Source organism: Sphingosinithalassobacter tenebrarum, from assembly GCF_011057975.1.
GTDB lineage: Bacteria > Pseudomonadota > Alphaproteobacteria > Sphingomonadales > Sphingomonadaceae > Sphingomonas > Sphingomonas tenebrarum.
This window is the reverse complement of record NZ_CP049109.1, coordinates 3,093,100-3,117,950: the sequence shown is the minus strand read 5'-3', so window position 1 is coordinate 3,117,950 and position 24,851 is coordinate 3,093,100. Positions and strand designations below refer to the sequence as shown.

General features: G+C 65.7%; 28 protein-coding genes and 1 tRNA gene. 15 read left to right on the top strand and 14 right to left on the bottom strand.

Annotated features, from left to right (window positions below):
• Positions 1 to 52: 52 nt before the first annotated feature.
• The 4 genes from G5C33_RS15360 to G5C33_RS15345 all read left to right on the top strand — a co-directional run bounded on the left by G5C33_RS15360 (position 53) and on the right by G5C33_RS15345 (position 3,923).
• The gene (locus G5C33_RS15360; protein WP_165327949.1) at positions 53 to 190 is read left to right on the top strand and encodes a hypothetical protein; all 138 of its coding nucleotides are present in this window, start codon (positions 53 to 55) and stop codon (positions 188 to 190) included.
• Positions 171 to 1,988: a hypothetical protein gene (locus G5C33_RS15355; protein WP_206518572.1), complete on the top strand. Its 1,818-nt coding sequence runs from the start codon at positions 171 to 173 to the stop codon at positions 1,986 to 1,988. The genes G5C33_RS15360 and G5C33_RS15355 overlap by 20 nt, the downstream gene beginning before the upstream one ends.
• Entirely contained in the window at positions 1,985 to 2,884 is a 900-nt protein-coding gene (locus G5C33_RS15350) for a tyrosine recombinase (RefSeq protein ID WP_228275092.1), read from the top strand. Before G5C33_RS15355 ends, G5C33_RS15350 begins: the two co-directional genes overlap by 4 nt.
• Positions 2,885 to 2,975: 91 nt before the next feature.
• Entirely contained in the window at positions 2,976 to 3,923 is a 948-nt protein-coding gene (locus tag G5C33_RS15345) for an acetyl-CoA carboxylase carboxyltransferase subunit alpha (protein ID WP_165327947.1), read from the top strand.
• A 106-nt stretch (positions 3,924 to 4,029) separates the two neighbouring features.
• Here the strand turns inward: G5C33_RS15345 and G5C33_RS15340 are convergent, their stop codons facing one another.
• Positions 4,030 to 4,203: a Flp family type IVb pilin gene (locus G5C33_RS15340; RefSeq protein ID WP_165327946.1), complete on the bottom strand. Its 174-nt coding sequence runs from the start codon at positions 4,201 to 4,203 to the stop codon at positions 4,030 to 4,032.
• 108 nt (positions 4,204 to 4,311) lie between these two features.
• On the bottom strand, positions 4,312 to 4,497 hold the full coding sequence (locus tag G5C33_RS15335; protein ID WP_165327945.1) for a Flp family type IVb pilin: 186 nt from the start codon (positions 4,495 to 4,497) through the stop codon (positions 4,312 to 4,314).
• Positions 4,498 to 4,588: 91 nt separating this feature from the next.
• On the opposite strand from G5C33_RS15335, the gene G5C33_RS15330 reads away from it, so the two are divergent.
• Entirely contained in the window at positions 4,589 to 4,981 is a 393-nt protein-coding gene (locus tag G5C33_RS15330; protein ID WP_228275091.1) for a (deoxy)nucleoside triphosphate pyrophosphohydrolase, read from the top strand.
• Positions 4,982 to 4,993: 12 nt separating this feature from the next.
• Here G5C33_RS15330 and G5C33_RS15325 read toward each other — a convergent pair whose 3' ends face one another.
• Positions 4,994 to 5,827, bottom strand: coding sequence for a methyltransferase domain-containing protein (locus G5C33_RS15325; RefSeq protein WP_165327943.1), 834 nt, complete (start codon positions 5,825 to 5,827; stop codon positions 4,994 to 4,996).
• Positions 5,828 to 5,871: 44 nt separating this feature from the next.
• Between G5C33_RS15325 and G5C33_RS15320 the strand changes: the two genes are divergently transcribed.
• From G5C33_RS15320 to G5C33_RS15300, 5 genes are all read left to right on the top strand, one after another.
• Positions 5,872 to 6,615 carry a ComF family protein gene (locus G5C33_RS15320; protein WP_165328882.1) on the top strand — a complete coding sequence of 248 codons (744 nt, stop codon included), beginning with the start codon at positions 5,872 to 5,874 and terminating at the stop codon, positions 6,613 to 6,615.
• 34 nt (positions 6,616 to 6,649) lie between these two features.
• Positions 6,650 to 6,907 carry a glutaredoxin 3 gene (gene grxC, locus G5C33_RS15315; protein WP_165327942.1) on the top strand — a complete coding sequence of 86 codons (258 nt, stop codon included), beginning with the start codon at positions 6,650 to 6,652 and terminating at the stop codon, positions 6,905 to 6,907.
• Positions 6,904 to 7,728 (top strand): carbon-nitrogen hydrolase family protein, encoded by an 825-nt coding sequence (locus G5C33_RS15310; RefSeq protein WP_165327941.1) that lies wholly within the window; start codon positions 6,904 to 6,906, stop codon positions 7,726 to 7,728. Before grxC ends, G5C33_RS15310 begins: the two co-directional genes overlap by 4 nt.
• Positions 7,725 to 8,231, top strand: a complete 507-nt coding sequence (locus G5C33_RS15305) for a DUF1178 family protein (RefSeq protein WP_165327940.1) — start codon at positions 7,725 to 7,727, stop codon at positions 8,229 to 8,231. Before G5C33_RS15310 ends, G5C33_RS15305 begins: the two co-directional genes overlap by 4 nt.
• Before the next feature lie 184 nt (positions 8,232 to 8,415).
• A tRNA-Arg gene (locus G5C33_RS15300) sits at positions 8,416 to 8,492 on the top strand.
• A gap of 144 nt (positions 8,493 to 8,636) precedes the next feature.
• Here the strand turns inward: G5C33_RS15300 and G5C33_RS15295 are convergent.
• On the bottom strand, positions 8,637 to 8,900 hold the full coding sequence (locus G5C33_RS15295; protein ID WP_165327939.1) for an SWIB/MDM2 domain-containing protein: 264 nt from the start codon (positions 8,898 to 8,900) through the stop codon (positions 8,637 to 8,639).
• Positions 8,901 to 9,172: 272 nt separating this feature from the next.
• Here G5C33_RS15295 and G5C33_RS15290 point away from each other — a divergent pair, with 272 nt between their 5' ends.
• On the top strand, positions 9,173 to 9,595 hold the full coding sequence (locus G5C33_RS15290) for a hypothetical protein (protein ID WP_165327938.1): 423 nt from the start codon (positions 9,173 to 9,175) through the stop codon (positions 9,593 to 9,595).
• Positions 9,596 to 9,598: 3 nt separating this feature from the next.
• Here the strand turns inward: G5C33_RS15290 and G5C33_RS15285 are convergent, their stop codons facing one another.
• A complete protein-coding gene (locus G5C33_RS15285; RefSeq protein WP_165327937.1) occupies positions 9,599 to 9,997 on the bottom strand; it encodes a BLUF domain-containing protein in 399 nt (132 codons plus the stop codon).
• Positions 9,998 to 10,261: 264 nt separating this feature from the next.
• On the opposite strand from G5C33_RS15285, the gene leuA reads away from it, so the two are divergent.
• A complete protein-coding gene (gene leuA / locus G5C33_RS15280; protein ID WP_165327936.1) occupies positions 10,262 to 11,932 on the top strand; it encodes a 2-isopropylmalate synthase in 1,671 nt (556 codons plus the stop codon).
• Positions 11,933 to 11,951: 19 nt separating this feature from the next.
• Here leuA and G5C33_RS15275 read toward each other — a convergent pair whose 3' ends face one another.
• The gene (locus G5C33_RS15275; protein ID WP_228275090.1) at positions 11,952 to 12,368 is read right to left on the bottom strand and encodes a BLUF domain-containing protein; all 417 of its coding nucleotides are present in this window, start codon (positions 12,366 to 12,368) and stop codon (positions 11,952 to 11,954) included.
• A 189-nt stretch (positions 12,369 to 12,557) separates the two neighbouring features.
• Here G5C33_RS15275 and G5C33_RS15270 point away from each other — a divergent pair, with 189 nt between their 5' ends.
• Positions 12,558 to 13,184, top strand: a complete 627-nt coding sequence (locus tag G5C33_RS15270) for an OB-fold-containig protein (protein ID WP_165327935.1) — start codon at positions 12,558 to 12,560, stop codon at positions 13,182 to 13,184.
• 27 nt (positions 13,185 to 13,211) lie between these two features.
• Positions 13,212 to 14,921 carry a flotillin family protein gene (locus G5C33_RS15265; RefSeq protein ID WP_165327934.1) on the top strand — a complete coding sequence of 570 codons (1,710 nt, stop codon included), beginning with the start codon at positions 13,212 to 13,214 and terminating at the stop codon, positions 14,919 to 14,921.
• Between the two features lie 18 nt (positions 14,922 to 14,939).
• On the opposite strand, the gene G5C33_RS15260 is transcribed toward G5C33_RS15265, so the two are convergent.
• The 3 genes from G5C33_RS15260 to folE are packed head-to-tail and all read right to left on the bottom strand — an operon-like array spanning position 14,940 to position 16,685.
• Positions 14,940 to 15,296, bottom strand: coding sequence for a dihydroneopterin aldolase (locus tag G5C33_RS15260; protein WP_165327933.1), 357 nt, complete (start codon positions 15,294 to 15,296; stop codon positions 14,940 to 14,942).
• Complete coding sequence (locus tag G5C33_RS15255; protein WP_165327932.1) at positions 15,289 to 16,059, bottom strand: SDR family oxidoreductase; 771 nt, start codon at positions 16,057 to 16,059, stop codon at positions 15,289 to 15,291. The genes G5C33_RS15260 and G5C33_RS15255 overlap by 8 nt, the downstream gene beginning before the upstream one ends.
• Positions 16,060 to 16,064: 5 nt before the next feature.
• Positions 16,065 to 16,685, bottom strand: coding sequence for a GTP cyclohydrolase I FolE (gene folE / locus G5C33_RS15250; RefSeq protein ID WP_165327931.1), 621 nt, complete (start codon positions 16,683 to 16,685; stop codon positions 16,065 to 16,067).
• Positions 16,686 to 16,957: 272 nt separating this feature from the next.
• Between folE and G5C33_RS15245 the strand changes: the two genes are divergently transcribed.
• Positions 16,958 to 19,459, top strand: coding sequence for a TonB-dependent receptor (locus G5C33_RS15245; protein WP_206518571.1), 2,502 nt, complete (start codon positions 16,958 to 16,960; stop codon positions 19,457 to 19,459).
• Positions 19,460 to 19,463: 4 nt separating this feature from the next.
• Here G5C33_RS15245 and G5C33_RS15240 read toward each other — a convergent pair whose 3' ends face one another.
• From G5C33_RS15240 to miaA, 5 genes are all read right to left on the bottom strand, one after another.
• On the bottom strand, positions 19,464 to 20,093 hold the full coding sequence (locus G5C33_RS15240) for a YceI family protein (protein WP_165327929.1): 630 nt from the start codon (positions 20,091 to 20,093) through the stop codon (positions 19,464 to 19,466).
• A gap of 190 nt (positions 20,094 to 20,283) precedes the next feature.
• Positions 20,284 to 21,303 carry a ketol-acid reductoisomerase gene (ilvC, locus tag G5C33_RS15235; RefSeq protein ID WP_165328880.1) on the bottom strand — a complete coding sequence of 340 codons (1,020 nt, stop codon included), beginning with the start codon at positions 21,301 to 21,303 and terminating at the stop codon, positions 20,284 to 20,286.
• 136 nt (positions 21,304 to 21,439) lie between these two features.
• Complete coding sequence (gene ilvN / locus G5C33_RS15230) at positions 21,440 to 21,955, bottom strand: acetolactate synthase small subunit (RefSeq protein ID WP_165328879.1); 516 nt, start codon at positions 21,953 to 21,955, stop codon at positions 21,440 to 21,442.
• Positions 21,956 to 22,091: 136 nt separating this feature from the next.
• The gene (gene ilvB / locus G5C33_RS15225; RefSeq protein WP_165327928.1) at positions 22,092 to 23,843 is read right to left on the bottom strand and encodes a biosynthetic-type acetolactate synthase large subunit; all 1,752 of its coding nucleotides are present in this window, start codon (positions 23,841 to 23,843) and stop codon (positions 22,092 to 22,094) included.
• Between the two features lie 82 nt (positions 23,844 to 23,925).
• Complete coding sequence (miaA, locus tag G5C33_RS15220; protein WP_165327927.1) at positions 23,926 to 24,846, bottom strand: tRNA (adenosine(37)-N6)-dimethylallyltransferase MiaA; 921 nt, start codon at positions 24,844 to 24,846, stop codon at positions 23,926 to 23,928.
• Positions 24,847 to 24,851 lie beyond the last annotated feature (5 nt).

The following is a 24,851-nucleotide window of genomic DNA, read 5'->3' as shown; positions in this document are numbered from 1 at the left end:
CTCGGGCAAAAGGCCGTCGAACCGATCTTCCTCTGTCCACGGACCCTGTTCCATGCCCCGTTCCCTAATCATTCTGGTTGTCGTCGTGCTGGTGCTCGTCGCCGGCCTGTTCTTCCTGGCCAGCCGCGATACAGAACAGGAGACGGTCAAGATTGAAAAGGTCGTTCCGCTTGAAAATCTCTCGCAGTAACGTCGCGACCGGCGCGATCGCGCTGGCGATGCTGGCCGCCGGCACGGGGATTCCCGCGCTGGGGCAGGATCGTCAGGACAGCCAGGACGCGCCCGAATCGCTGTTGCCGCCTGGATTCGGCGAGCCCGATACCGGCACGCCCGCGCCGCAACCGACGCGCGCGCCCCAGCCGCAGCCGACGGCGATCGTGCAGCCGGTGCCCACGCCGACTGCCGCACCCGGGCGGGCCGCCGAACCGACACCGACGCCCAGCGCGTCGCCGACGCTGTCGACGGTCGATTATTCGCAGTACGAGTTGCCGCCGTTCGCGCGACGATCGACCGCGCGCGTCGGCACCGTCGCCTATGGCAATCCGCCGTTCGCGCGGGACTCCTTCGGCAACGCCGACGGGCGCTATCTGCGAACGCTGATGCGGCGGCTCGATGCGCCGATCGCGTCGCGCTGGCTATCGATCGCGCTGCGGCGCGCGCTGATGTCCCGGATCGACACGCCGGCGAACATCTCCGGCGCCGATTTCGCCGCCGAACGTGCCTGGCTGTTGCTTCGCATGGGCGAAGCGAACGGTGCGCGGATGCTGGTCCAGTCGATCGACAGCGCGGATTATTCGCCTGCGCTGATGCAGGTCGGGCTGCAGGTGGCGCTCGCCAATGCCGACCCCGCCGCCGTGTGCCCCTATGCCGATCGCGGAGCCGAAATCCTGCCGGCGCGCGGCTGGGTGCTGGCGCAGGCGATGTGCGCCGGAATGGCCGGGCGTTCGGAGCGCGCCGGCGAGCTGGTGCGTGAAGGATCGCGCGGGGCGGGCCGCAACAATGTTGATACGCTGCTCGCCGAAAAGGTGATCGCGATGGGCGCGTCGGGCGCGCGCGCGGTCACGATCGAATGGGATGGCGTCGATCACCTGACGACCTGGCGCTACGGCCTGGCGATGGCCGGCAATGTCGAAATTCCCGAGGCGCTGATGCGCGGCGTGCGGCCGCAGGTGCGCGCCTGGTACGCGCTTTCGCCGCATCCCGATCCGGCGGCGCGCGTCGCTGCCGCCGAACAGGCGGCGACGACGGGCGTGTTCTCCAATGCCGGGCTGGTCGATCTCTATTCCGAAGTCTCCGCGACCGAGGACGGCAACAGCGCCGAACTCGCCGCCGCGCGCGATCTGCGTTCGGCCTATACCGCCGCCAGCGCTGCCGACCGCGTGGAAGCGATGCGATCGCTGTGGGACGCGCCCGCAAGCGCGCGGGGCCGCTATGCGCGACTGATCCTCACAGCGCGCGCGTCGGGACGCCTGCCCGCCAATGAAGAGCTGGTCGAGGATGCCGATTCGCTGATCGCCTCGATGCTGAGCGCTGGGCTTACGAGTCAGGCGACGGGATGGCGCGACATCGTGGCGCGCGGCAGCGACGGCTGGGCGATGCTGACGCTGGCCGATGTGGCGCCGGCGGAGCGCTATCTCTCCTATGGCGATGCCGACAGCTATCGCGGCACCGCCGATACCCGCAAGGCGCGGCTGTTCCTCGCCGGGCTGGCGGGGCTGGGGCGGCTGGAAGCGGACGATGCGCAGCGCATGGCCGCGGCGCTCGACGTGCGGATCGGCGAATCGAACGCCTGGACGCGGGAAATCGATGCCGCCGGCCAGCGCGGCGATGCCGGCAGTGTTGTGCTGCTCGCAGCACTCGGCATGCAGAGCTATCACTGGGCAGCGGTCACGCCGGAGGCGCTGTTTCACATCGTCGCGGCGTTGCGCGCGGCGGGGATGGAAAACTATGCCCGGATGATCGCGGTCGAGGCGATCACCCGGGCGTGAGCGATCCGGCGCCGGATGCCGCGCTGATCGAGCGGTTTCTGGAGATGCTGATGGCCGAGGCCGGGGCGGCGGGAAACACAGTCGCTGCCTATGCCACCGACCTGCGGCTCGCTTCCGAATTTCTCGGCGGGGGGCTGGGCGCGGCCGAACGCGCCGATCTCGAACGGCTGGCCACCGAATGGATGCCGCTGGCGCGCAGCACGGTGGCGCGCAAATCAGCGGCGCTGCGGCGTTTCTACGGCTTTCTGGCCGATGAGGGGCTGCGGAGCGACGATCCGTCCGCTGCCCTGCCGCGGCCCGGTGCCACGCGCGCGCTGCCGCGTACACTGTCGACGCAGGATGTCGAGGCGCTGTTCGCGGCGATCGCCGCGCGGATCGATCGCGACCCGCCCGATCCGCGCGACCTGCGGCTCGCCGCCCTGGTCGAGCTGCTCTACGGGTCGGGGCTGCGCGCCAGCGAACTGGTATCGCTGCCGCGCAATGCGGTGGCGCCCGACCGGCCCTATCTGATCCTGCGCGGCAAGGGCGGGCGCGAGCGGCTGGTACCGATCAGCGATCGCGCGCGCGCCGCTGTCGCTGCGTGGCGCGATCATGTGCCGGTCGAAAAGCCGTGGCTCTTCCCCTCGGGCAAGGGACATTTGTCGCGCGTACGGCTCTTTCAGATATTGCGCGCGCTGGCGGGCGCGGCGGGCATCGCGCCCGAGCGAGTCAGCCCGCATGTGCTGCGCCACGCCTTCGCGACGCATTTGCTGGAAGGGGGTGCGGATCTGCGCGCGTTACAGGCGATGCTCGGCCATGCCGATATCGCAACGACCGAGATCTACACCCATGTCGACAGCCGTCGGCTGGTCGAGCTGGTCAACCAGCGGCACCCGCTTGCCGACCTCGCGCGTTGACGTGAGGCGCCGACGCACCTAGGCCGCAAGGCTATTCGCCGCGCTCGGGCATGGGGCGGCGCCGGGTCCACAGCAGGAATATCACGGCCGGATGGCTACCTTTCTCGATTTCGAAAAACCGATCGCCGAATTGCAGGGCCGCATCGACGAGCTGCGCCAGACCGCGGCCGATGGCGCCGTCGACATCGAATCGGAAGTCGCCAGGTTGCAGGCAAAGTCCGACAAGCTGCTGGTCGACACCTATGCCAGGCTGACGCCGTGGCAGAAGACCCAGGTCGCGCGCCATCCCGAACGCCCGCATTTCAAACATTATGTCGCTGCGCTGATCGAGGATTTCATGCCGCTGGGCGGCGATCGCGCCTTTGCCGACGACAATGCGATCATCGGCGGTCTGGGGCGGTTTCGCGGGCGCCGGGTGATGGTGATCGGCCATGAAAAGGGCGACGATACCGCCAGCCGGCTCAAGCATAATTTCGGCATGGGCAAACCGGAGGGCTATCGCAAGGCGATTCGCCTGATGCAGCTTGCCGACAAGTTCGGGCTGCCCGTGATCACGCTGGTCGATACATCGGGCGCCTTTCCCGGTGTGCAGGCCGAGGAGCGCGGCCAGGCCGAAGCGATTGCCCGGTCGACCGAACAATGCCTCAAGCTCGGCGTGCCGATGGTTTCGGCGATATTGGGCGAAGGCGGTTCGGGCGGCGCGATCGCGCTGGCGACGGGCAACGCCGTGCTGATGATGGAGCACGCCGTCTATTCGGTGATTTCGCCCGAAGGCTGCGCCTCGATCCTGTGGCGCACCGCGGACAAGGCCGCCGACGCCGCCGAGGCGATGAAAGTGACCGCGCAGCACATCCACGAGCTGGGCGTGATCGACACGATCGTGCCCGAACCGCTGGGTGGTGCGCACCGCGATCCCAAGGGCGCGATCACCGCGCTGGGCGATGCGATCGAATCGGCGCTCAAGCAGCTCGACGGCGGTTCGCCCGAGGCGCTGCGCCAGGCGCGGCGCGCCAAGTTCCTGGCGATGGGGCGGCTGTAACCGCCCGGCGGCGGCGCGCGCCTGCCGCCGTTTTCAGCGCACAAAAAAGCGGCGGAGCCAAAGCCCCGCCGCCAGTATGTTCGCGTAAATCTTTAAAGAGCGAGGATTATTCGCTTTCGCTCTTCATGTTCGAAGCGACGTTGTTGAACGTCGACTTGAGGTTGTTGCCGAGGCCCTGCATCGCGGCGATGGCGGCAACGGCGATCAGAGCAGCGATCAGGCCATATTCGATGGCGGTCGCGCCCTTGTTGTTCTTCAGGAAATGACGAATCTTCTGCATGTCCGGTCTCCAGTAAATCTCTGAACTTCAGTCACCCGGCCGCCCCGGGAAAACCGGACCGGCGCATTGGACCCTAGGTTCAGGAGGTTGAGAAAGGTTTAAGCCTGCTCAGCTTGTCGCCTGCACGACCTCGTCGGAAACATTGTTCCACATTCCGGTCGTTACGTCGGCAAGCGCGGTCAGGCTGGTGATGAGGGCGAGCACGATGAGCGCCAGGATGAATCCGTACTCGACCGCCGATGCGCCTCGGCGATCGCGGGTCAGCCGCCGAAATAATGCGGCGAGCTTACGCATCGCTGGTCCCTTTCACTCGCATCGTTACAAGGGGTAGGGATTCTTCCTTAACGAAATGCTGACCGTGCCCCCAGTATCGCTACCTTCCGCCATGCTTTTTGTTTCTGCAGCCGCGCTGGTCGACCGGGAGGGGCGCGTGCTCGTGCAGCAACGCCCGCCCGGTAAGCCTATGGAAACATTGTGGGAATTTCCCGGCGGCAAGGTCGAACCCGGCGAGACGCCCGATGTCGCGCTGGCGCGCGAGCTGGCCGAAGAGCTGGGGATCGGGGTTGATCCGTCGAAACTCGTTCCGGCGACCTTCGCCAGCGAGGCTTTGGGTGAGCGGCACTTGCTGCTGCTGCTCTACACGCTGCGCGAGTGGGCGGGCGTGCCGGAGGCGCGGCATGCCAGCGCGCTGCGATGGGTGGTGCCGGGCGACCTGCGCCGGCTCGAAATGCCGCCGGCGGACCTGCCGTTCATCGCCATCCTGGAGGCGCTTCTCTGATCCGTGCCGCGGTCAGTCCCTGGGCTTGAGCGCATCGGCGAGCGAGGCCGTGGCACTGCCGCGCCGGGCGGGTTTGGGTTGGCTCGGATCGGGTGCCCAGCCGATCAGATAGATGATGTCGAATCGCTCCGCGGTGCGTCCGTCCGGGTCGGCGCGCTCCGCGAACGCCTGCGCCGCCCGCGCCACGGTGGCACGCCGCAGCGGCGGCGTGCCGGGTAGCAGATTGGTCGCCGCCATGCCGCGCAGGTCGCGCAGCAGATTGGCGATTCCGGCGTAGCGCACGGTCAGGGTCTCGACGTCCGCGACCGGCATCGCGAAACCTGCGCGCGCGAGCAGGTCGCCCGCCGCGCGAACGTCGATTCGCGGATGAAAACGCGCCACCGGCCGCTCGCCCTCGGCCTCCAGAAACGCGCGGCGCAATGTCGACAGCGTTTCGCCGCCCAGGAATGCGGCCAGAAACAATCCATCGGGCCGCAGCGCGCGCCGCGCCAGCGCCAACGCGCCGGGCACATCGTTCACCTGATCGAGCACGCCTGCCGACACGATCAGGTCGAAGCCGGCTTCCGGGAAGTGCGGACGGTCCTCTTCGCCCTGAATGCCGCCCGCCGTCGACGCGAACCGCGCTCCGGCATCGAGCCGCGTGATGTTCGCCCCGGGCAACGCAAACCCGCCCGCAAAGCTGCCCAGATCAAGGACATCGCGAAAATCGCGCTTCACGTCGCCCAGCCGGTCGGCGATTCCGTCGAGCATATGGGCGCGCAGGAAGTCGAATTCGGCAAAGCCGGAAGCGGCGCGATCGCGGCGGCGGCGGCGCAGCGCGCGGTCGAAGATTTCGGGGGCACTCATCGCGCGCGCTTGTGCAGGCTCGCGGGCGGCGCGACAAGGGGCGCATGCTCTCGCTCGCGCCACCCGTCCGCGCTGTCGCCCGGATCGCCGATCTCGCGCTGCCGCCGCGCTGCCCGGGCTGTTCGGCGGTGACGCAGGAGGATCATCGCTTCTGCGCGGCGTGCTGGGCGCAATTGCGGTTTCTGGGGGAGCCCTGGTGCGCGACATGCAATCTGCCGTTCGAATATGATCTCGGCCCCGGCGCGCAATGCGGCGAATGCATGGTGCGTCCGCCCGCGCATGATGGCGTGCGCGCGGCGGTGGCCTATGGCGACATCGCGCGGAGCGTCGCGCTCAAGCTCAAATATGGCGGCCGAATGGCTGCTGCCGACACGATGGCGCGGGCGATGGCGCGGCTGATGCCCGGCGACGCCGATCTGCTGATCCCGGTGCCGTTGCATCGCTGGCGGTTGTGGCGACGCGGCTATAATCAGGCGCTGCTGCTCGCGCAGGCGCTGGGGCGGGCGAGCGCCGTGCCGATCGCGCGCGACATATTGCTGCGCACGAAAGCAACGCCGGTACTGCGCGGGATGAACCCGAAGGAACGGCGCAAGGCAGTGGCGGGCGCCTTCGCGCTTGCCGATGGCACAAAAAATGCCATTGCGGGCAAGCGCATCGTGCTGGTCGACGATGTCTTCACCAGCGGTGCGACGGCCACTGCCTGTGCGGTGCTGCTCAAGCGCGGTGGGGCGACGAAAGTGACCCTTTTGTGCTGGGCGCGCGTTCTTCCCGGGGAAACCGCCGATTGACAAGCGCCCCGGCGCACCACAGTTCAGGGATATTATGGCTAAGATCGAAATCTATACCAAGGCGTTCTGCCCCTATTGCTCGCGCGCGAAGAACCTGCTTGCCCAGAAGGGCGCGGAGTTCGAGGAATTCGACATCACGATGGGCGGCCCCAAAAGGCAGGAAATGCTCGACCGCGCCAATGGCGGCACTACGGTCCCGCAGATCTTCATAGACGGCAATCATGTCGGGGGATCGGACGAACTGGTCGCGCTCGAACGCGACGGCAAGCTGGACGCGATGCTGGGGGCATGACCCGCGCCGCGATCCTGCAGATGACGAGCGGCATCGATCCCGCCGCCAATGGCGCGGTGATGACCGATGCGATGGCGCATGCGAGCGCCGAGGGGGCGGCGATGCTGTTCACTCCCGAAATGTCCGGCCTGCTCGATCGCGATCGCAAGCGCGCCGCCGCGCATCTGGCGAAGGAAGCCGATGACCGCGTCCTTTCCGACATGCGTGAGGCTGCGGCGAAACACGGCATCTGGGCGCATATCGGCTCGCTGGCGCTGCTGCGCGAGGATGGCAAGCTCGCCAATCGCGGCTTCGTGATCGACGATTCGGGTGAAATCCGCGCGCGGTACGACAAGATGCACTTGTTCGACGTCGACTTGCCGACTGGCGAAAGCTGGCGCGAATCCGCCGTCTATACCGGCGGCGAGCAACCGGTGGTGGTGGAAACGCCGCTCGGCAAGCTCGGCCTCGCCATCTGCTACGACCTGCGCTTCCCGGACCTGTTCCGCGCGCTGAGCAATGCCGGGGCGACGCTGTTCGCGCTCCCTGCCGCCTTTACCCGGCCGACCGGCGCGGCGCACTGGCATGTGCTGCTGCGCGCCCGAGCGATCGAGGCGGCGGCGTTCGTCATCGCCGCCGCGCAGACCGGCGAGCATGCGGACGGTCGCGCGACCTATGGCCATTCGCTCGTCGTCGATCCCTGGGGCGAATTGCTGCTCGACATGGGCGAAGGCGCGGGCGTCGGGTTCGCCGAAATCGACCAGAGCCGCGTCACCGATGCGCGCACGCGGGTGCCGGTGCTCCAGCATCGCCGCGCGATTCCCGAAGTGGAAACGCTGTGATCGTCTTCGATCTGCGCTGCGGGCAGGGCCATGTGTTCGAGGCATGGTTCGGGTCGAGCGCAGCCTATGAGGAACAGCGCGCGGGCGGGTTGCTCGCCTGTCCGATGTGCGGCGACGGCGATGTCGGCAAGGCGCTGATGGCGCCCAATGTCGCGACCAAGGGCAATCGCAAGAGCGATGCGGCAGCGCCCCAACAGGAAGTCGCGTCCCCGCGGCCCGCCGAAACACCTGCCGTGCCACCGGCACTCGACGAAGCGCCGTCACCCAAGGTCGTGAAGGCCGCGCTGCAGACGCTTGCGCAGATGCAGGCTAGGGCACTGGAAAATTCGCAATGGGTCGGCAGGAGCTTCGCCAGCCGCGCCCGCGCGATGCATGACGGCGAGGAAGATCATGCGCCCATCCACGGCCAGGCGACTGCCGAGGAAGCGCGCGAGATGATCGAGGACGGGCTGGCGGTCGCGCCCTTGCCCTTTCCGGTGGTGCCGCCCGAAGCGCGGAATTAGGGGCACGCCTTCTCCCATCACAGCCGTTTGCACCGAGCTTGTCGAAGTGCCGTTCTTTCCTTGCCGCGCAGTGAGAAGGCAGAACGGTGCTTCGACAAGCTCAGCACCAGCGGTTTGGGGATGTTAGCGGATGCGCATTCCTGCGTTGACCGACCGCGCGCGCAAATCTACCCACGCTTCCCGTGTCCCGGTAGCTCAGTAGGATAGAGCAGCAGATTCCTAATCTGGAGGTCGGAGGTTCGAATCCTCTCCGGGACACCATATTGTCGCCTGCCGCTTCACTGCTTGGGACGTTTGGCGGGCCTACCGCTTCGCTGCTTGAGGCATTCACTGCCGTAGGCCGGGGCGCCGGTGCCTGGCGCCGCGCTTGCGGGGGCCGGGTCGACCCGGCCCCGCGCGGGCACATCAGCTCATGTGATTGCTGAGATATTTGTTCATTTCGAACATGGTCACCTTGTCGCGGCCGAAGATCGGCTTCAGCTTGGCGTCGGCGATGATCTCACGCTTGTTTTCGGGATTCTGCAGGTTGTTCGCCTTGATGTAATCCCACATCTTCTTCACGACTTCGCTGCGCGGCAGCGGCGCGCTTCCCGTGATTTCCGCGAGCTGCGGCGAGGGCGTCACCGGCTTGGCAATGCCGCCGCGCGCGCCGCTGGTCTTGGTAGCCATATCCTTCTCCTTCCATGCCCCTGTCTTGATTTCGGGGCTATCTATCTGGTTCGTGTCTCGGGCGTTTCGGGAAGTGTTGTCGCCCTTCGCACGGGAGGGGGTGTAATGCCCTTTTTTACAAGATGCACGCGCCGGATCGTCTTTTATCATTGTGCAGCGCACCCTTGTCGGAACTGGCCTTTCGGTAGGCCGCGCCCGATTCGCATGCTAGCATGGCCGGGAACCGGACGAGGAGGAGCGGAATGCGCGCAAGGGGATTGGCGGCGGTAATAGTGTCTGGGAGCTTGTTGCTCGGCGGTTGCGGCGGCGGTGGCGGCACCACCGGCACCAATTATTCCGATCCGCCGCCAATGGCGGAAATCCTGGCGACGCCCGAAGCAACTCCCAGCCCGAGCCCGAGCCCGAGCCCGAGTCCCACGCCGTCCCCTTCATCCAGTCCCACCCAGGCGCTGACGATGGTCGATCCGGCCAGCGGCCTGCCCGCCGACGTTACTGCCTTCAAGCAGAAGCGCGATGCGTGTGAACACTGGATGGGCGAGGAAGGGACCGACGCGGCACGGCAACAGGAAATCGCTGACGGGATTTCGGAAAACTGCACCGGCACCGATGCGAAGCTGGCGGCGCTCAAGGAGAAATATGCCGGTAACGACACGGTTCAGCGTGCGCTCGCCGACTATGACAGCGATCTGGAATAGCGTTCAGGCGGCCCGCCGCAACTCCGCAAAGCCTTCGAACGTGGCACGGATTTCGGGCGATGCGCGGGCAACCAGCGTGCGGATGCGGTGCAGGAATTCATCCAGATCCTCCGCGGTGGTGCGATGTGCCATCATCCAGTCGCCGAATTCGCGCCGATCGACGATGCGGCGCGAGAGCAGTACGATGGCGCGGTGGCGCGGATCGGCCTCGATGCGCGCAAATGCCGCTTCCACGGCTTCCTCGGGGCCTTCGAGCGCCTGCAGGAAGCGGCGACCGTCCGAATAGAGCAGTCCGGTAATATCGTCGCGCGCGTTCAGACGCCGCGACACCTGCAGAATCGGCTCCGGTGCCACCGAACCGGCGGCCGGATTGACGCTGCTGACATAGACGAGCTGTAGCATGATCCTCTCCAGGGGCGCGTAACCCTCTACATTATAGACGAGAAGATTAGGTTAAGCGCCCTTAACAACCGATGTCTGGACATATGCCCTGTCATTCGCCATATCCGCGCACCATGACGCGTATGGCACAGCTGCTCGGACTTCGACTTATCCGCCCTTAGAGGTGCGGACCGTCTTGCCACGCGCGCCTCTAAGGGCTTCTCCAACCTGAACGTCCCAGCACTCCCGGGCATGACAGGGGGCGCAGAAGAGAGACCTGACGAGATGTTACGCGATCCGAGCACCAAGTACCGACCCTTTCCGCAAGTCCCGTTGACCGACCGCCAATGGCCGGGCCGCACGATCACGACGCCGCCGCGCTGGCTGTCGACCGATCTGCGAGACGGCAACCAGGCGCTGATCGACCCGATGAACGGCGAGAAGAAGACGCGCTTCTTCGACCTGCTGGTAAATGTCGGCCTCAAGGAAATCGAAGTCGGCTTCCCTTCGGCCGGGCAGACCGAATTCGATTTCATCTCCGGTCTCGTCCAGGGCGGGCATATCCCGGACGATGTGATGGTGCAGGTGCTGACGCAATCGCGTCGCGACCTGATCGAGCGCAGCTTCGAAAGCCTGAAGGGCGCGAAATCGGCGATCGTTCACCTCTATAACGCGGTCAGCCCGGCATGGCGGCGCATCGTGTTCAACATGAGCCGCGAGGAAGTGCGCGACATCGCGATCACCGGCGCCAAGGTGCTGCGCGACGAAGCGGCGAAGCAGCCCGATACGGACTGGCACTTCGAATACAGCCCCGAAACTTTCTCGACTGCCGAACTCGATTTCTCGGTCGAGGTCTGCGAGGCGGTGATGGATATCCTGCGCCCGACGCCGGAAAATCCGCTGATCCTCAACCTGCCCGCGACGGTCGAGGCAGCGACGCCCAACATCTATGCCGACCAGATCGAGTGGTTCTGCAAGCATATCCGCAACCGTGACAGCGTCGTCATCAGCCTGCATCCGCACAACGATCGCGGCACCGGCGTCGCGGCCGCCGAGCTGGGGCTGATGGCGGGCGCCGACCGGCTCGAAGGCTGCCTGTTCGGAAACGGCGAGCGCACGGGCAATTGCGATCTCGTGACCGTCGCGCTCAACATGTACACGCAGGGCGTCGACCCCGGCCTGGATTTTTCGGACATCGACGAAGTCATCCGCACGGTCGAATATTGCAACCAGCTCCCGGTGCATCAGCGCCATCCCTATGCCGGCGAACTGGTGTTCACGGCCTTCTCCGGCAGCCATCAGGACGCTATCAAGAAGGGCTTCGCCGCGCAGGACGCGCGCAACGACGAAATCTGGGACGTGCCCTATCTGCCGATCGATCCGGCCGATCTGGGGCGCAGCTACGAAGCCGTCATCCGCGTCAATTCACAGTCGGGCAAGGGCGGCGTCGCCTGGGTGCTCGAACAGGATCGCGGATTGAAGCTGCCCAAGCGGATGCAGGCGGAATTCTCCAAGGACGTTCAGCGCCTCGCCGACGAAACCAGCCGCGAACTCAACGCCGCCGATATCAGCGCGCTGTTCGACCGAGTCTATCTGCCGAACGACGGCGATCGCTTCACGCTGGTCGATTATGAGGAAAGCGGCAGCGCGGGCCAGCGCCTGTTCGTCGGTCGTGTCGCGATCGACGGCGAGGAACGCTCGATCAGCGGCAAGGGCAACGGCCTCATCTCCGGCGTGATCGCCGCGCTGGCGGATTCGACCGGCCCGAACCTCGACGTGGTCGATTACAGCGAACACGCCATCGGTGCCGGATCGGACGCGCAGGCGGCCGCCTATCTCGAATGCCGCACGGAGGACGGGCGGACGGTGTTCGGCGTCGGCATTGACGCGGATATCGCGACGGCATCGGTTCGGGCCGTGCTTAGCGCGGCGAACCGGGCGCGGACGCTGGGCTGAGGCGCGCGCCGCGGCCGCCTCAATCGGGGCGTTCGGTGCGCAGCGCGACAAAGCCTTCGATCGTGGCGCGTACCGCTGGAGAGGCGGCGCTGGTCAGTTCGCGCACGCGCGTCCCGAAGTCGCCTTCGTCCGCACGGTCGTAATGTGCCATGTCCCACGCGCCGAATTCGCGCTGCGCAATGTTGCGCTTGGAAAGCACTACGATCGCGCGGTGACGCGGGTCGCGTCTGATTCGGGAGAGCGTGGTTTCGACCTTTTCAGGCGGCCCTTCCATCGCCTGCAGAAAACGCTTTCCGTCGGCGAACAACATGCCCGTGATACCGTCGCGGCCGTTGTTCCGGCGCGCCGTTGCCAGCATCGCCGCCGCATCGATCCGTGCTCCCGGTGCCAGGCTGCTGACATAGACGATTTGCAACAGCTCGTTCGGTTCGGTCATTGCGAGCACCTCCATGACCAATTCCTATGAATCGACGGCTTAACAAAGCGTTCGTGGTCCATTCGGTGGCAAGCGCTTCAAGGGACGTACTAACCCCCAAAGCGGCACTCCGAAAATCGTACATGCGTCATCCGGTTTTCATTGCGGGCGCGTAATCGGGGTCGTACTCTCTGTTCAAAGAGACAAGAAATGGACTTCCTGCTTTCCAATGCGAACCTGCCGTTTGCGGTTGCGCTTGCGGTACTGGTGTTGCTTGCTGTCGTGCAATTGATCGGCTTGGGCGATTTGCTCGGCGATGCCGATGCGGACGTCGATATCGACGTTGACGCCGATGCGGAGCTGGACATTGTCGGCGGTCTGGCGAGCGTGATCGGGTTCGGCCGGTTGCCGCTGCTCGTGTGGCTGTCGCTGTTGCTCGCGGTGTTCGCGCTGCTCGGGCTGGGCGGGCAGCAGGCGATGCTGGGCTTTACCGGCGATACCCTGCCCGCGCTCCCCGCCGCGGGACTTGCCGGGCTGGTCGCGCTGCCGCTCACCGGCGCATTGTCGCGCCCGCTCGCGCGAATCCTGCCGCATGACGAGACGACGGCGGTCGGCATCGACAGCCTGATCGCCAAACGGGGAATTATCGAGATCGGCCGCGCGACCCGCGGCTCGCCGGCGCGCGCCGCCGTCGGCGATCGTTTCGGACATATCCATCATGTGATGGTCGAACCGAATGAGGACGGCGAGGTGCTGGAATCCGGCGTCGAAGTGCTGCTGGTGCGGCGCGAGGGCGACATATTCCATGCCATTGCTGTGGAGGCACGGCCGTTCTGACGGCCGCCGCCGCTCAAAAGGAGTGAGATGGAAAATCTGACGACGATCGGCATCATCGCCGGTTCTATCCTTGCGTTCATCCTGATCCTCGCGATCACGATCACGCGGCTGTACAAGCGCGCGACCAAGGAAATCGGCTTCGTCCGCACCGGCTTCGGCGGCGAAAAGGTCGTGATGAACGGCGGCGCGATGGTGCTGCCGGTCTTCCACGAAACGATGCCGGTCAACATGAACACGGTCCGCCTGGCGGTGGAGCGGAAGAATGGCGACGCGCTGATCACGCTCGATCGGCTGCGCATCGACGTGAAGGCGGAATTCTATGTCCGCGTCCGTCCCGATGCCGGCGCCATCGCGATGGCGGCGCAGACGCTCGGCATGCGCACGATGCAGCCCGAGGCGCTCAAGGATCTGGTCGAAGGCAAGTTCGTCGACGCGCTGCGTTCGGTCGCGGCGGGGATGACGATGAACCAGCTGCACGAACAGCGCGCGGACTTCGTGCAGAAGGTGCAGCAGGTCTCCTCGTCCGACCTGGCGATGAACGGGCTGGAACTGGAAAGCGTCTCGCTGACCGGGCTCGACCAGACCTCGATCGAGCATTTCAATGCCAACAACGCGTTCGACGCCGAGGGCCTGACCAAGCTCACCGAGCAGATCGAGCTGCGCAAGAAGACGCGCAACGACATCGAGCAGGATACGCGCGTCCAGATGGAGACCAAGAATCTTGAAGCGGACAAGCGCAGCTTCGAAATCCAGCGCGACAATGAATTCGCCCGGCTCGAGCAGGAGCGCGAGGTGGAGATGCGTCGCGCCGGCCAGGCCGCCGAAATCGCCCGCGAACAGGCTGTCCGCAATCAGGAAGCCGAAGCCGCGCGGATCGAAGCCAAAAGGATGGTCGACAGCCAGCAGATCGATGCCGACCGCGTGATCAAGGAAGCGCGGATCGCGCAGGAACAGGCCGTCGAGCTCGCTCGCCAGGAACAGCAGATCGCGATCCAGAACAAGAGCCGTGACGAAAGCCAGGCCAAGGCCGAAGCCGACGAGGCGCGCGCCAAGGCCGTCGCTGCCGAGGAACAGGTGACGACCTCGCGCCAGACCGAGGCCGCCGAGCGCGAGAAGCGGATCGAGCTGATCGAAGCCGCCAAGGCCGCCGAACGCGATGCGATCCGCATCAAGGTCGATGCCGAGGCCGAACGCGATGCCGCGACCAATCGCGCCGAAGCGGCGCGGTTGGAAGCACAGGGCGAGGCCGAAGCCGAAAAGCTGCGCGCCGAAGCCGCCCGCATCCGCTTCGAAGTCGAGGCGGCGGGCCAGCGCGCGGTCAATGAAGCGGCGAACATCCTGTCTTCGGATCAGGTGTCGCTGCAGACCAAGCTCGCGCTGCTCAAGGTGCTGCCCGATCTCGTACGCGAAAGCGCCAAGCCGCTCGAGGCGATCGATTCGATCAAGATCGTGCAGGTCGACGGCCTGCGTTCCGGCCCCGAAGGCACGACGATGCGCGTGCCGACCGGCGGCGGTTCGGGCAACCTCGCCAGCGACGCGGTCAGTGCCGCGCTTGCCTATCGCGCGCAGGCACCGGTGATCGACGGGCTGATGAAGGAGCTGGGCCTCGACGGCAGCTCGCTCGACAATCTGGTGAAAGGCGGCGGAATGGCTGCCCCGATGACCGCGTCCGCCGCTCCGCAAACGCCGGAGGCCCCCGAAGCCCCGGAGCCGGGGGAAGACGCCGAAAAGGCCTGAGCGATCGGGATCTCGCGGTCAGCGCGACCGCGAGATTTCGCATCCCACGCGCGCGTCGGGATAGACGTCGAGCTTTACCGAGCGGACCCGCACGCCGACGACGCGGCTGTCCGTCATCGCCAGTTCGGCGACTTGCTCGCAAAACACTTCCTGAAGCTCGAAATGCCGCTCGGCCGCCAGCTTCTGGATGCCCTCGCGCAGGAAATCATAATCGACCACCGCGTCGATCCGGTCCTTGGGCATGGCGGGATAGGCGCAGTCCATCGCCACCGTCACCGCCACGCGCTGCGGCGCGGCGCGTTCATGGTCGTGGATGCCCATGCCCATCGTCACTTCGAGGCCTTCGAGCAGGATCGTGTAGCGCGCCTCAGCCATCGGGGCGCTCGCGCGTGTTGAACATCACGTCGCCGTCCGACCGTACGAGATGCTGGCCGCAATCGACATAGATATTCTGCCCGGTGATGCTGGAGCTTTCGAGCAGATGCGCGACCGTGCCGGCAATATCCTCCAGCGCGACCCGGCGGCGGAGCAGGTTCTCGCCGCAGGTTTGCGCGAATTCTTCCTCGCTCTGGTCGAGGCTGGGCAGGGTGAGCCCCGGCGACACCGCGTTGACGCGGATGCGCGGGGCAAGCGCCTGCGCCAGCATCTCGGTCGCGCCGGCGAGCGCCACTTTCGAGCAGCTATAGGTGAAGAAATCGGGATTGAGATTGCCGACCTTCTGATCGAGCAGATTGACGACCGCGCCCTCTTCGACATCTCCCTGCGCCGCGAGCGCCGAGGCGAGCGCCACCGGAGCGCCGAGGTTGATCCGCATATGCGTGTTGAGCAGCGCATAGTCCTTCAGGTCATGCGTATCCCAGGCGAAGAGCGAGGCGTTGTTGACCAGCGCGGTCACCGGCCCGTCCAGACCTTCGCGCGTCGCCGCGATCAGGGCAGGGGGGGTCGCCGCATCCTCCAACTCGCCCTGCACGACACAGGCGTTGCCGCCGCCCTCGCGGATCGCCGCCGCCACAGCCTCGGCATCGTCGGGCGAGGCATGGTGATGCACCGCCACCGCCCAGCCGCGCGCGCCCAGATGCCGCGCGATCGCCGCGCCGATCCGACGCGAGGCGCCGGTAACGAGAACGCGACCCGTCACGCGGTTCAGTATCCCATCAGCTTGAGCACTTCGGCGCGGCTGCGCTCGTCGTCGCGGAACACGCCCATCATCCGGCTGGTCACCATGCCGACGCCCGGCGTGCGCACGCCGCGCGCGGTCATGCAGCTATGCGTCGCCTTGACCACCACGGCGACGCCGAGCGGCCTGAGATGCTCCCAGATACAGTCGGCGACTTCGGCGGTGAGGCGTTCCTGCACCTGCAGGCGGTGCGCAAAGGCATGGAGCACGCGCGCGATCTTCGAAATGCCGACGACATGGTCGCGCGGTAGATAGGCGATGCTCGCCTTGCCGATGATCGGCGCCATGTGATGCTCGCAATGCGACTGGAACGGGATGTCGTTGAGCAGCACGATCTCGTCATAGCCGCCGACTTCCTCGAAGATGCGGCTCAGGTGATGCGCGGGATCGTCGTCATAGCCGCGGCAATATTCCTTCCACGCGCGCGCGACGCGTTTGGGCGTGTCGAGAAGCCCCTCGCGTTCGGGATCGTCGCCCGCCCATCGGATCAGCGTGCGGATTGCCTCGGCGACATTCTCGGGAACGGCGATCTTGCCGTCTTCGGCGACGATATCGCCATCCTCGGGGTCGGCTTCGTAGTCGTGCATGCGGCCAGGCTCTTCCTCTTCTCGTGATCCTCTACGGGGAAAGGCCCGATCGCAGGCGAGGTTCCCCCATTCCCTTTTCGTTGACGCAGGGAAAGCGGCAGCGTTAGTTGCTCCAAGAACAAAAGCAAATGCCGCAATCGGCGAAGATCGATGCGGCGAAGGGGGCATGTATGCGCGTAATCGCGTGGCTGGGGGCAGCCGCCGTTTCGCTGGTCGCGACTATGCCCGCATGGGCGCAGGACCGAAATGTCGAAAGCCGGGGGGATATCATTGTGGTATCCGTCACCGGGCGGGCGACTCCGCTCGAAGATCTACCCGCCGCAGTGACGGTTCTGGTGCCGCTGGAGACGGAGCGTGCCGGAATCGTCGATGTGCGCGGTCTGGAACGGCTCGTGCCCAGTTTTCAGGGAACGAGCGGCCAATCCGACGCGGTGGGCACCTTTCTGTCGATCCGGGGGATAACCACCGCCAGCGATAATCCGGGCTTCGAACCGGCGGTGGGCGTATATATCGATGGCGTGCTGCGTTCGCGCGCCGGCGCGGCGCTGGGCGACTTGCCGCAGCTCGAGCATATTGAACTGCTGCGCGGGCCGCAGGGGACATTGTTCGGGCGCAACACCACCGCCGGAGCGATATCGGTATTCACTGTCCCGCCGGAGTTCGATTGGGGCGGCTATGGCGAAGTGCGCTTCGGCAATTACAACCTGTTCGCAGCGCAAACCGGACTTACCGGACCGGTAAGCGACAGCGTGGCGTTGCGTATCGATGCGGGCCGCCGCCGCCGCGACGGCTATGTCACCGATCCCAATGCCGACCGCGCCTTCAACGATGTCGATCGCTGGAGTCTGCGCGGCCAGGCGCTGGTCGAAAGCGGCGCGTTCCGCCTTCGCCTGATCGGGGATTATTCGGAAAGCGACGAACAATGTTGCGGCGTCGCGATCGTCTCGCGCGGCGACTTTGCGGATGCCATCGACGCGATCGCGGCGGGGCAGGGGCTGGTGGACGTGTATGACGGACCAGCGTCGGATCGCGTTCAGCCGGCCTCTCCTGCGCGCGGCTATGGCGAGCGTGTGCGCGACGGGGGCGTTTCGAGCCAGGTCGACTGGGATCTGGGCGACGCATCGCTCACGACGATCACCGCATGGCGCGACTGGCGCGTCCTGCGGGACCAGGACGTCGATTATTCGGGCGCCGACCGTGCCTATCGCGAGGACTATCGCGTGCGGCTTCGCGATTTCACGCAGGAAGTGCGGCTGAACGGAAAGGCGTGGGACGGCCGGCTCGACTGGCTGGTCGGCGGCTTCTTCCTCGATCAGCGGCTGCGCCATCGCGACACGATCCGTCTTGGCGCGGACGCGGACGCATTTGTCGATGCCGCGCTGGGCGGACAGCTCGCCGCACCGCCGCCAGACGGTATCGGCGTTCCCGCGCAATTCTACGGCAGCTATCCGGTGCCGAGCCTCGATCAAGTGGGCGCCGCATTGCAGGGGATCGCACCGCTGCCTTCGGGATCGGTGCCGCTGTTCGGCCAGCTCCTCTGGCTGCAAAGCCCGGCGCTTCAGGCGGCGGCGCCGCCCGGATCGGCGTTGTTCGCCTATCTCAACAGTCCGCTTGCCGGCAGTGCGGAGGGGCAGGGCAACAGTGGAAATCGCTATCACGTCGACACCCGCGCCTTCGCGCTGTTCACGCACAATATCATCGCCCTGAACGACAGCGTCTCGCTGACACTCGGAATGCGCTGGAACCGCGAGACCAAGCGGCTCGATGCGCGGGTATTGAATGACACTGCCGGCTGCGATTTCTTCACCGGCGCCGATCCGCGCGCGGCGATCTATCGCGATGCGATCCGTGCTGCCGACCCGGGACTGTTCGAGGGGTTGTTCCTGCTCGCCTGCAATCCGGCGGTGAACAGCGAGTTCAATGGCGCATATTCCGACCGGCGCGGCGAAAGCCGCCTGTCGGGCACGGCGCGGCTGGCATGGCGGGCCGATCCCGGGCTGCTGCTCTACGCCGCCTATTCGCGCGGAACGAAATCGGGCGGCTACAATCTCGATCAGTCGGGGTTCGATTCAGTGGTTCTGGGCGGCGATGGCGCGCAGGCCCGCGACCTCGCCTTCGATTCCGAACATGTCGATGCGTGGGAAGTGGGCGCCAAGGTCGCTCCGGCGCCGGGAGTCACGATCAATCTCGCCGGCTATGTGATGGACATTGCCGACGCGCAGGACGTGGTGTTCACCGGCCGCAATTTCTCGGTGCTCAACGTCGCGGGCAAGACCGCGAAGGGAATCGAGGCCGAAGCCATGCTGCGGCCCGCCCGCGCGCTGTCGCTCCGGCTCGGCTATGCGTGGATGGATTCGCGCTATGACGGCGACAATGATTTCGCCGGCACGCCGCTGGCGGGGATGGCGGGGGAGCGCGTGCTAAATCAGCCCGCCCATGTCGCCACCGTCGCCGCCGACTGGCAGCCGGAACTGGGCGGTGGCCTGCACGGCCTGTTCCATATCGATGCGCGCTATCAGAGCGCGGTCGAGATCGATGGTTATGACCGTTTGGCTGGGCGCGGCGTGGTGCGCAATCCGGGCTATGCGCTGGTCAATGCGCGCATCGGAATAGGCGGAGTGGACGGGACGTGGCAGGCGGCGCTTTTCGTCGAGAACCTGACCGACCAATATTATCACGTCACCGGCCTATCCGTCCCCGAACAGCCGGGCGCCTATGCCGGCTTCCCCGGCCCGCCGCGCTTCTGGGGGGTCACGCTGCGGGCCGGGTTCTAACCGGTTACTGCTTCACGAAGGCTGCGACGATCTTCAGTTCGACTTCATCGGTGACGACGGGCACGGCATAGCCGAGGCCGAAATCGCTGCGCTTGATCGTGGTCGTGCCGGTGAAGCCGATGTTGAGTTTTTTGTTCATCGGGTTCGCGCCGGCGCCGAAAAATTCGGTGTCGAGTGTAACCGACTTGGTGACCCCGTGAATCGTCAGGTCGCCAGTGACTTCGGCGGTGGTGCCGTCGACTTCGACCGCGGTCGAAACGAAGCGCGCGGTCGGGAATTCCGCGACGTTGAAGAAGTCTTCGCTCTTCAGGTGGTTGGTGAAGGCTTCGGTGTGCGTCGTGAAGCCGGTCATGTCGAAAGTCACGTCGACGCTGGCGTCCTCGGGGCTTTCGGGATCGATGGTCAGCGTGCCGGTAGCGTTGCCGAACATGCCGTCGAGCGGCGTGAAGCCCATGTGATTGACGGTCCAGTGCGCATAGCTGTGCCCGCTGTCCAGATCATAGGTGCCGGCAACGACGCGCGAGACATCGGCGGTGCCGGGCAGGCCGGCGTCCTGCGACGCGACGAAGGGGGCGGCGGCGAGCGGGGTCGCGGCAGCGAAGGCAAGGGCGGCGAAGAGGGTGCGCGTGCGCATGACAGGAATACTCCCTTTTGAAGCGGCGATTACAGTACGCCGCCAAGTGGGAGAGGGTTCCAACCCGCGCAATAGCAGTTACAAATATGTAACGGGCTGAATTTTAATTAGTTTACTGATTTCAGAGGCAAAAAAAGATTGCTGTCGATAGTGGCGCCGCGGTGAAAAAGTGCCGCGGCGCCAACATCGATCAGTTCTTTTCCTTGTCGACCAGCTTGTTGGCGCCGATCCACGGCATCATCGCGCGCAGCTCGCTGCCGACCTGTTCGATCGGATGTGCGGCGGCGGCCTTGCGGCTCGCCTTGAGCTCGGGCTGGCCGGCGCGGTTGTCGAGCACGAAATTCTTGACGAAACGGCCCGACTGGATGTCGGCGAGCACGCGCTTCATCTCGGCCTTGGTCTCCTCGGTGATGATCCGCGGGCCGGTGGTGATGTCGCCATATTCGGCGGTGTTGCTGATCGAATAGCGCATATTGGCGATCCCGCCTTCATAGAGCAGGTCGACGATCAGCTTGGTTTCGTGGAGGCATTCGAAATAGGCCATTTCGGGCGCATAGCCGGCTTCGACCAGCGTTTCGAAACCCGCCTGGATCAGATGCGTGATCCCGCCGCACAGCACCGCCTGTTCGCCAAACAGATCGGTTTCGCATTCCTCGCGGAAATTGGTTTCGATGATGCCCGAACGGCCGCCGCCGACGCCCGAGGCATAGGCCAGCGCGACATCGTGCGCATTGCCCGTCGCGTCCTGATCGATCGCGATCAGGCAGGGGACGCCGCCGCCGCGCTTATACTCGCTGCGTACCGTGTGACCCGGGCCCTTGGGCGCGATCATGATGACGTCGATGTCGGCGGGCGGCTCGATCAGGCCGAAATGCACGTTGAGGCCGTGCGCGAAGGCAAGCGCGCTGCCCGGCTTCATCTTGCCCTTCAGGTCGCTGTTCCAGATCGCGGCCTGATGTTCGTCGGGGGCGAGGATCATCACGATATCCGCCCATTGCGCGGCTTCCGAATTGGTCAGCACCTTGAACCCGGCGTCTTCGGCCTTCACCGCGCTCGGCGAGCCTTCGCGCAGCGCGATGGCGATTTCCTTGACGCCGCTGTCGCGCAGATTCTGCGCATGGGCATGGCCCTGGCTGCCATAGCCGACAATCGCGATCTTCTTGTCGGTGATCAGATTGATGTCGGCGTCACGATCATAATAGACACGCATTTCGTTCACTTCCCTTCCGATATGCCGTCATGCTGAACTCGTTTCAGCATCCACCGTGCAACAAGCGCCATCCGCGCAAGTGGAGGAGTGGACCCCGGATCAATTCCGGGGTGACGATTGCGTTGATACTTCGGCGCTAGGCCGCTTCTTTCCCCCGGGCGATGGCGACCACGCCGGTGCGCGCGACTTCGACCAGGCCGACTTCGCGCATCAGCTCGAGAAACTTGTCGATCTTCTCGGTCCCGCCGGTGACTTCGAACACGAAGCTCGAAATCGTCGCGTCGACCACGCGGGCGCGATAGACTTCGGCAAGGCGCAGCGCCTCGATCCGATGATCGCCGACGCCCGCGACTTTCACCAGCGCCAGCTCGCGCTCGACATGCTCGCCGGCAGTGGAAAGATCGGTCACCTTGTGCACCGGCACCAGCCGGTCGAGCTGCGCGATGATCTGTTCCATCACCGGCGCCGATGCGGAGGTGACGATGGTGATCCGGCTGACCAGATCGTCATCGGTGATTTCCGACACGGTGAGCGAGGAGATGTTGTAGCCGCGCGCCGTGAACATCCCCGCGATCCGCGCGAGAATGCCGGGTTCGTTGTCGACGATCACCGCGAGCGTATGCCGCTCGATAGCTTCTTCCTTGATGTGCATCATTCCCCCTCCCGCTTGCGGGAGGGGGTTAGGGGGTGGGCACCCGCTATCCTCAACCGCTGCGGCTGTGGTGAGCGCGAGCCCACCCCCGACCCCTCCCGCAAGCGGGAGGGGAGATTGTTGGCGCTGATACCCATCACACCAGCGCCTTCGCTTCGTCGTCCATTTCGCCCGAAACTTCCGCCCCGCCGAGCAGCATTTCGGTATGCGCGGCGCCCGACGGGATCATCGGGAAGCAGTTGGCGAGCTTTGCCACGCGGCAATCGACCAATACCGGTCCGTCATAGGCGAGCATCTCATCGATGCCGGGCTGCAATTCCTGCATCCCCTCGATGCGGATGCCCTTCCAGCCATAGGCTTCGGCGAGCCGCACGAAGTCGGGCAGCGCGTCGGAATAGCTTTCCGAATAGCGGCTCGAATAGGTCAGTTCCTGCCACTGGCGGACCATGCCCATATATTCGTTGTTGAGGATGAACAGCTTGACCGGCAGGCGGTACTGCGTCGCTGTGCCCAGCTCCTGAATGTTCATCTGGATGCTCGCCTCGCCGGCGATATCGATCACCAGCGCGTCGGGATGGCCGAGCTGCGCGCCGATCGCGGCGGGCAGGCCGTAGCCCATCGTACCGAGGCCGCCGCTGGTCAGCCATTTGTTCGGATCGTCGAAGCCGAAATGCTGCGCGGCCCACATCTGGTGCTGGCCGACTTCGGTGGTGATGATCGGCTGACGGTCCCTGGTCGCTTCCCACAGCGCCCGGATCGCGCGCTGCGGCATGATCACGCCGTCCTTGGCATCGTCGAAATCGAGGCTGCGCACCGCGCGCCAGCCGTCGATGCGGTTCCACCATTCGGACAGGTCGGCCTTGGCGTGCCCCTGGCTCTTCCAGCGGTCGAGCATCGCGCCCATCGCCGCGCCTGCGTCGCCGATAATGGCCAGATCGACGCGGACATTCTTGTTCACGCTCGACCGGTCGATATCGATATGCACCTTCTTCGCATTGGGCGCGAAGGCATCGAGCCGGCCGGTGACGCGATCGTCGAAGCGCGATCCGATCGCGACAATCAGGTCCGCCTTGTTCATCGCCATATTGGCTTCATAGGTGCCGTGCATGCCGAGCATGCCCACCCATTGCGGATCCGACGCAGGGAAGGCGCCGAGCCCCATCAGCGTCGAAGTGACCGGCGCACCGGTGAGCGCGGCAAGCTCGCGCAGCTGCTGCGAAGCCTGCGGCCCCGAATTGATGATGCCGCCGCCGGTGTAGAAGATCGGCCGTTCCGCCGCCGCGAGCATGTCGATCACGGCCTCGATCCCATCGGGATCGGGCTGCGTCATCGGGCGATAGGTGGCGCGCGTCACTGGCGTCGCGGGATCGGCGGCAGGCGCAGTGGCGACCTGAACATTCTTGGGAATGTCGATCAGCACCGGACCGGGTCGGCCGGTGGTGGCGATATGAAACGCCTCGCGAGTCACCGGTGCGATGCGGCCGGGTGCCTTCACCAGGTAATTATGTTTCGTGCAGTGGCGCGTGATGCCGATCGTGTCGGCTTCCTGAAAGGCGTCGGTGCCGATCAGCTGTGTCGCCACCTGGCCGGTGATCACGACCATCGGGATCGAATCCATCAGCGCGTCGGTGATGCCGGTCACGGCATTGGTCGCGCCCGGGCCGCTGGTGACGAGCACCACGCCCGGCTTGCCAGTCGCGCGGGCATAGCCTTCGGCCGCATGCGTCGCCGCCTGTTCGTGGCGGACCAGGATGTGCTTGATCTTATCCTGCTGGAACAGCGCGTCGTAGATCGGAAGGACCGCGCCGCCCGGATAGCCGAATACGACTTCCACACCGAGATCCGTCAGGGTCTCGATCAGGATGTCTGCTCCGCTCTTCTCGGTCACGTTGTTCCTCCTTCAGGCGCGTGCGCCATAGCACCGCCGGAGGGGCGCTGCTAGTCGCACGAAAACTGCCGGTCAAGCTCTATTAAGGTAATTTAGTTTCAAAATGGCGAACCAGTTGGTTCGTTTCTATCTTGGTCGTGCGACTCCATTCGGCCGGAGGCTGGTTGCGGAACCAGGTATACTGCCGCTTGGCATATTGCCGCGTCGCCGCCTGCGCGCGATCCACCGCTTCCTCGCGGCTCAGGGCGCCGCTCAGCCAGCTGCCGATTTCGGCAACGCCGATCGCGCGGCGAACCGGCGCGGTTTCGCCGATATCGGTCCGCGAACACAGCGCGCGTACTTCCTCGACGGCGCCTTGTTCGAGCATCAGTCCGAACCGTCGGTCGCAGCGCTCGCGCAGCCATTCGCGGTCGGGCAGCAGCACCAGCGCCGCCAGCGAAACCTCCTTGCCGATGCCGCCGACGCGCTCCGCCTGCCAGGCGGCGAGCGTCCGCCCGGTCGAGCGCACGACTTCGAGCGCGCGGGCGATGCGAGTCGTGTCGGTGCCGCGCAGCCGCGATGCGGCTTCCGGGTCTTCGCGTTCGAGCGCGGCATGGGCGTGCTGCACCGGCAGGGCGCGGACCTCGTCGCGGATCGTCGCATCGATCTCCGGCACCGGCGCGATTCCGTCGAGCAAGGTGCGCATATAGAGCCCTGTGCCGCCGACCAGGATCGGCAGCAGGCCCTCTCGCCGCGCTTCCGCGATCGCGCCGCGTGCCTCGCTGGCCCAGCGCGCGGCGGAATAGGCGTCCGCCCCGTCGACATGGCCGAACAACCGATGCGGCGCGCGCGATTCCTCCTCATGGCTCGGCCGTGCCGAAAGCACGCGCAGATCGGCATAGACCTGCGCGCTGTCGGCATTGATCACCATGCCGCCATGTCTTTCGGCAAGCGCGATCGCCAGCGCGGACTTGCCGCTGGCCGTCGGCCCTGCGATGAGCGCCAGCGGGGGGCGGTCAGTCATCAAAC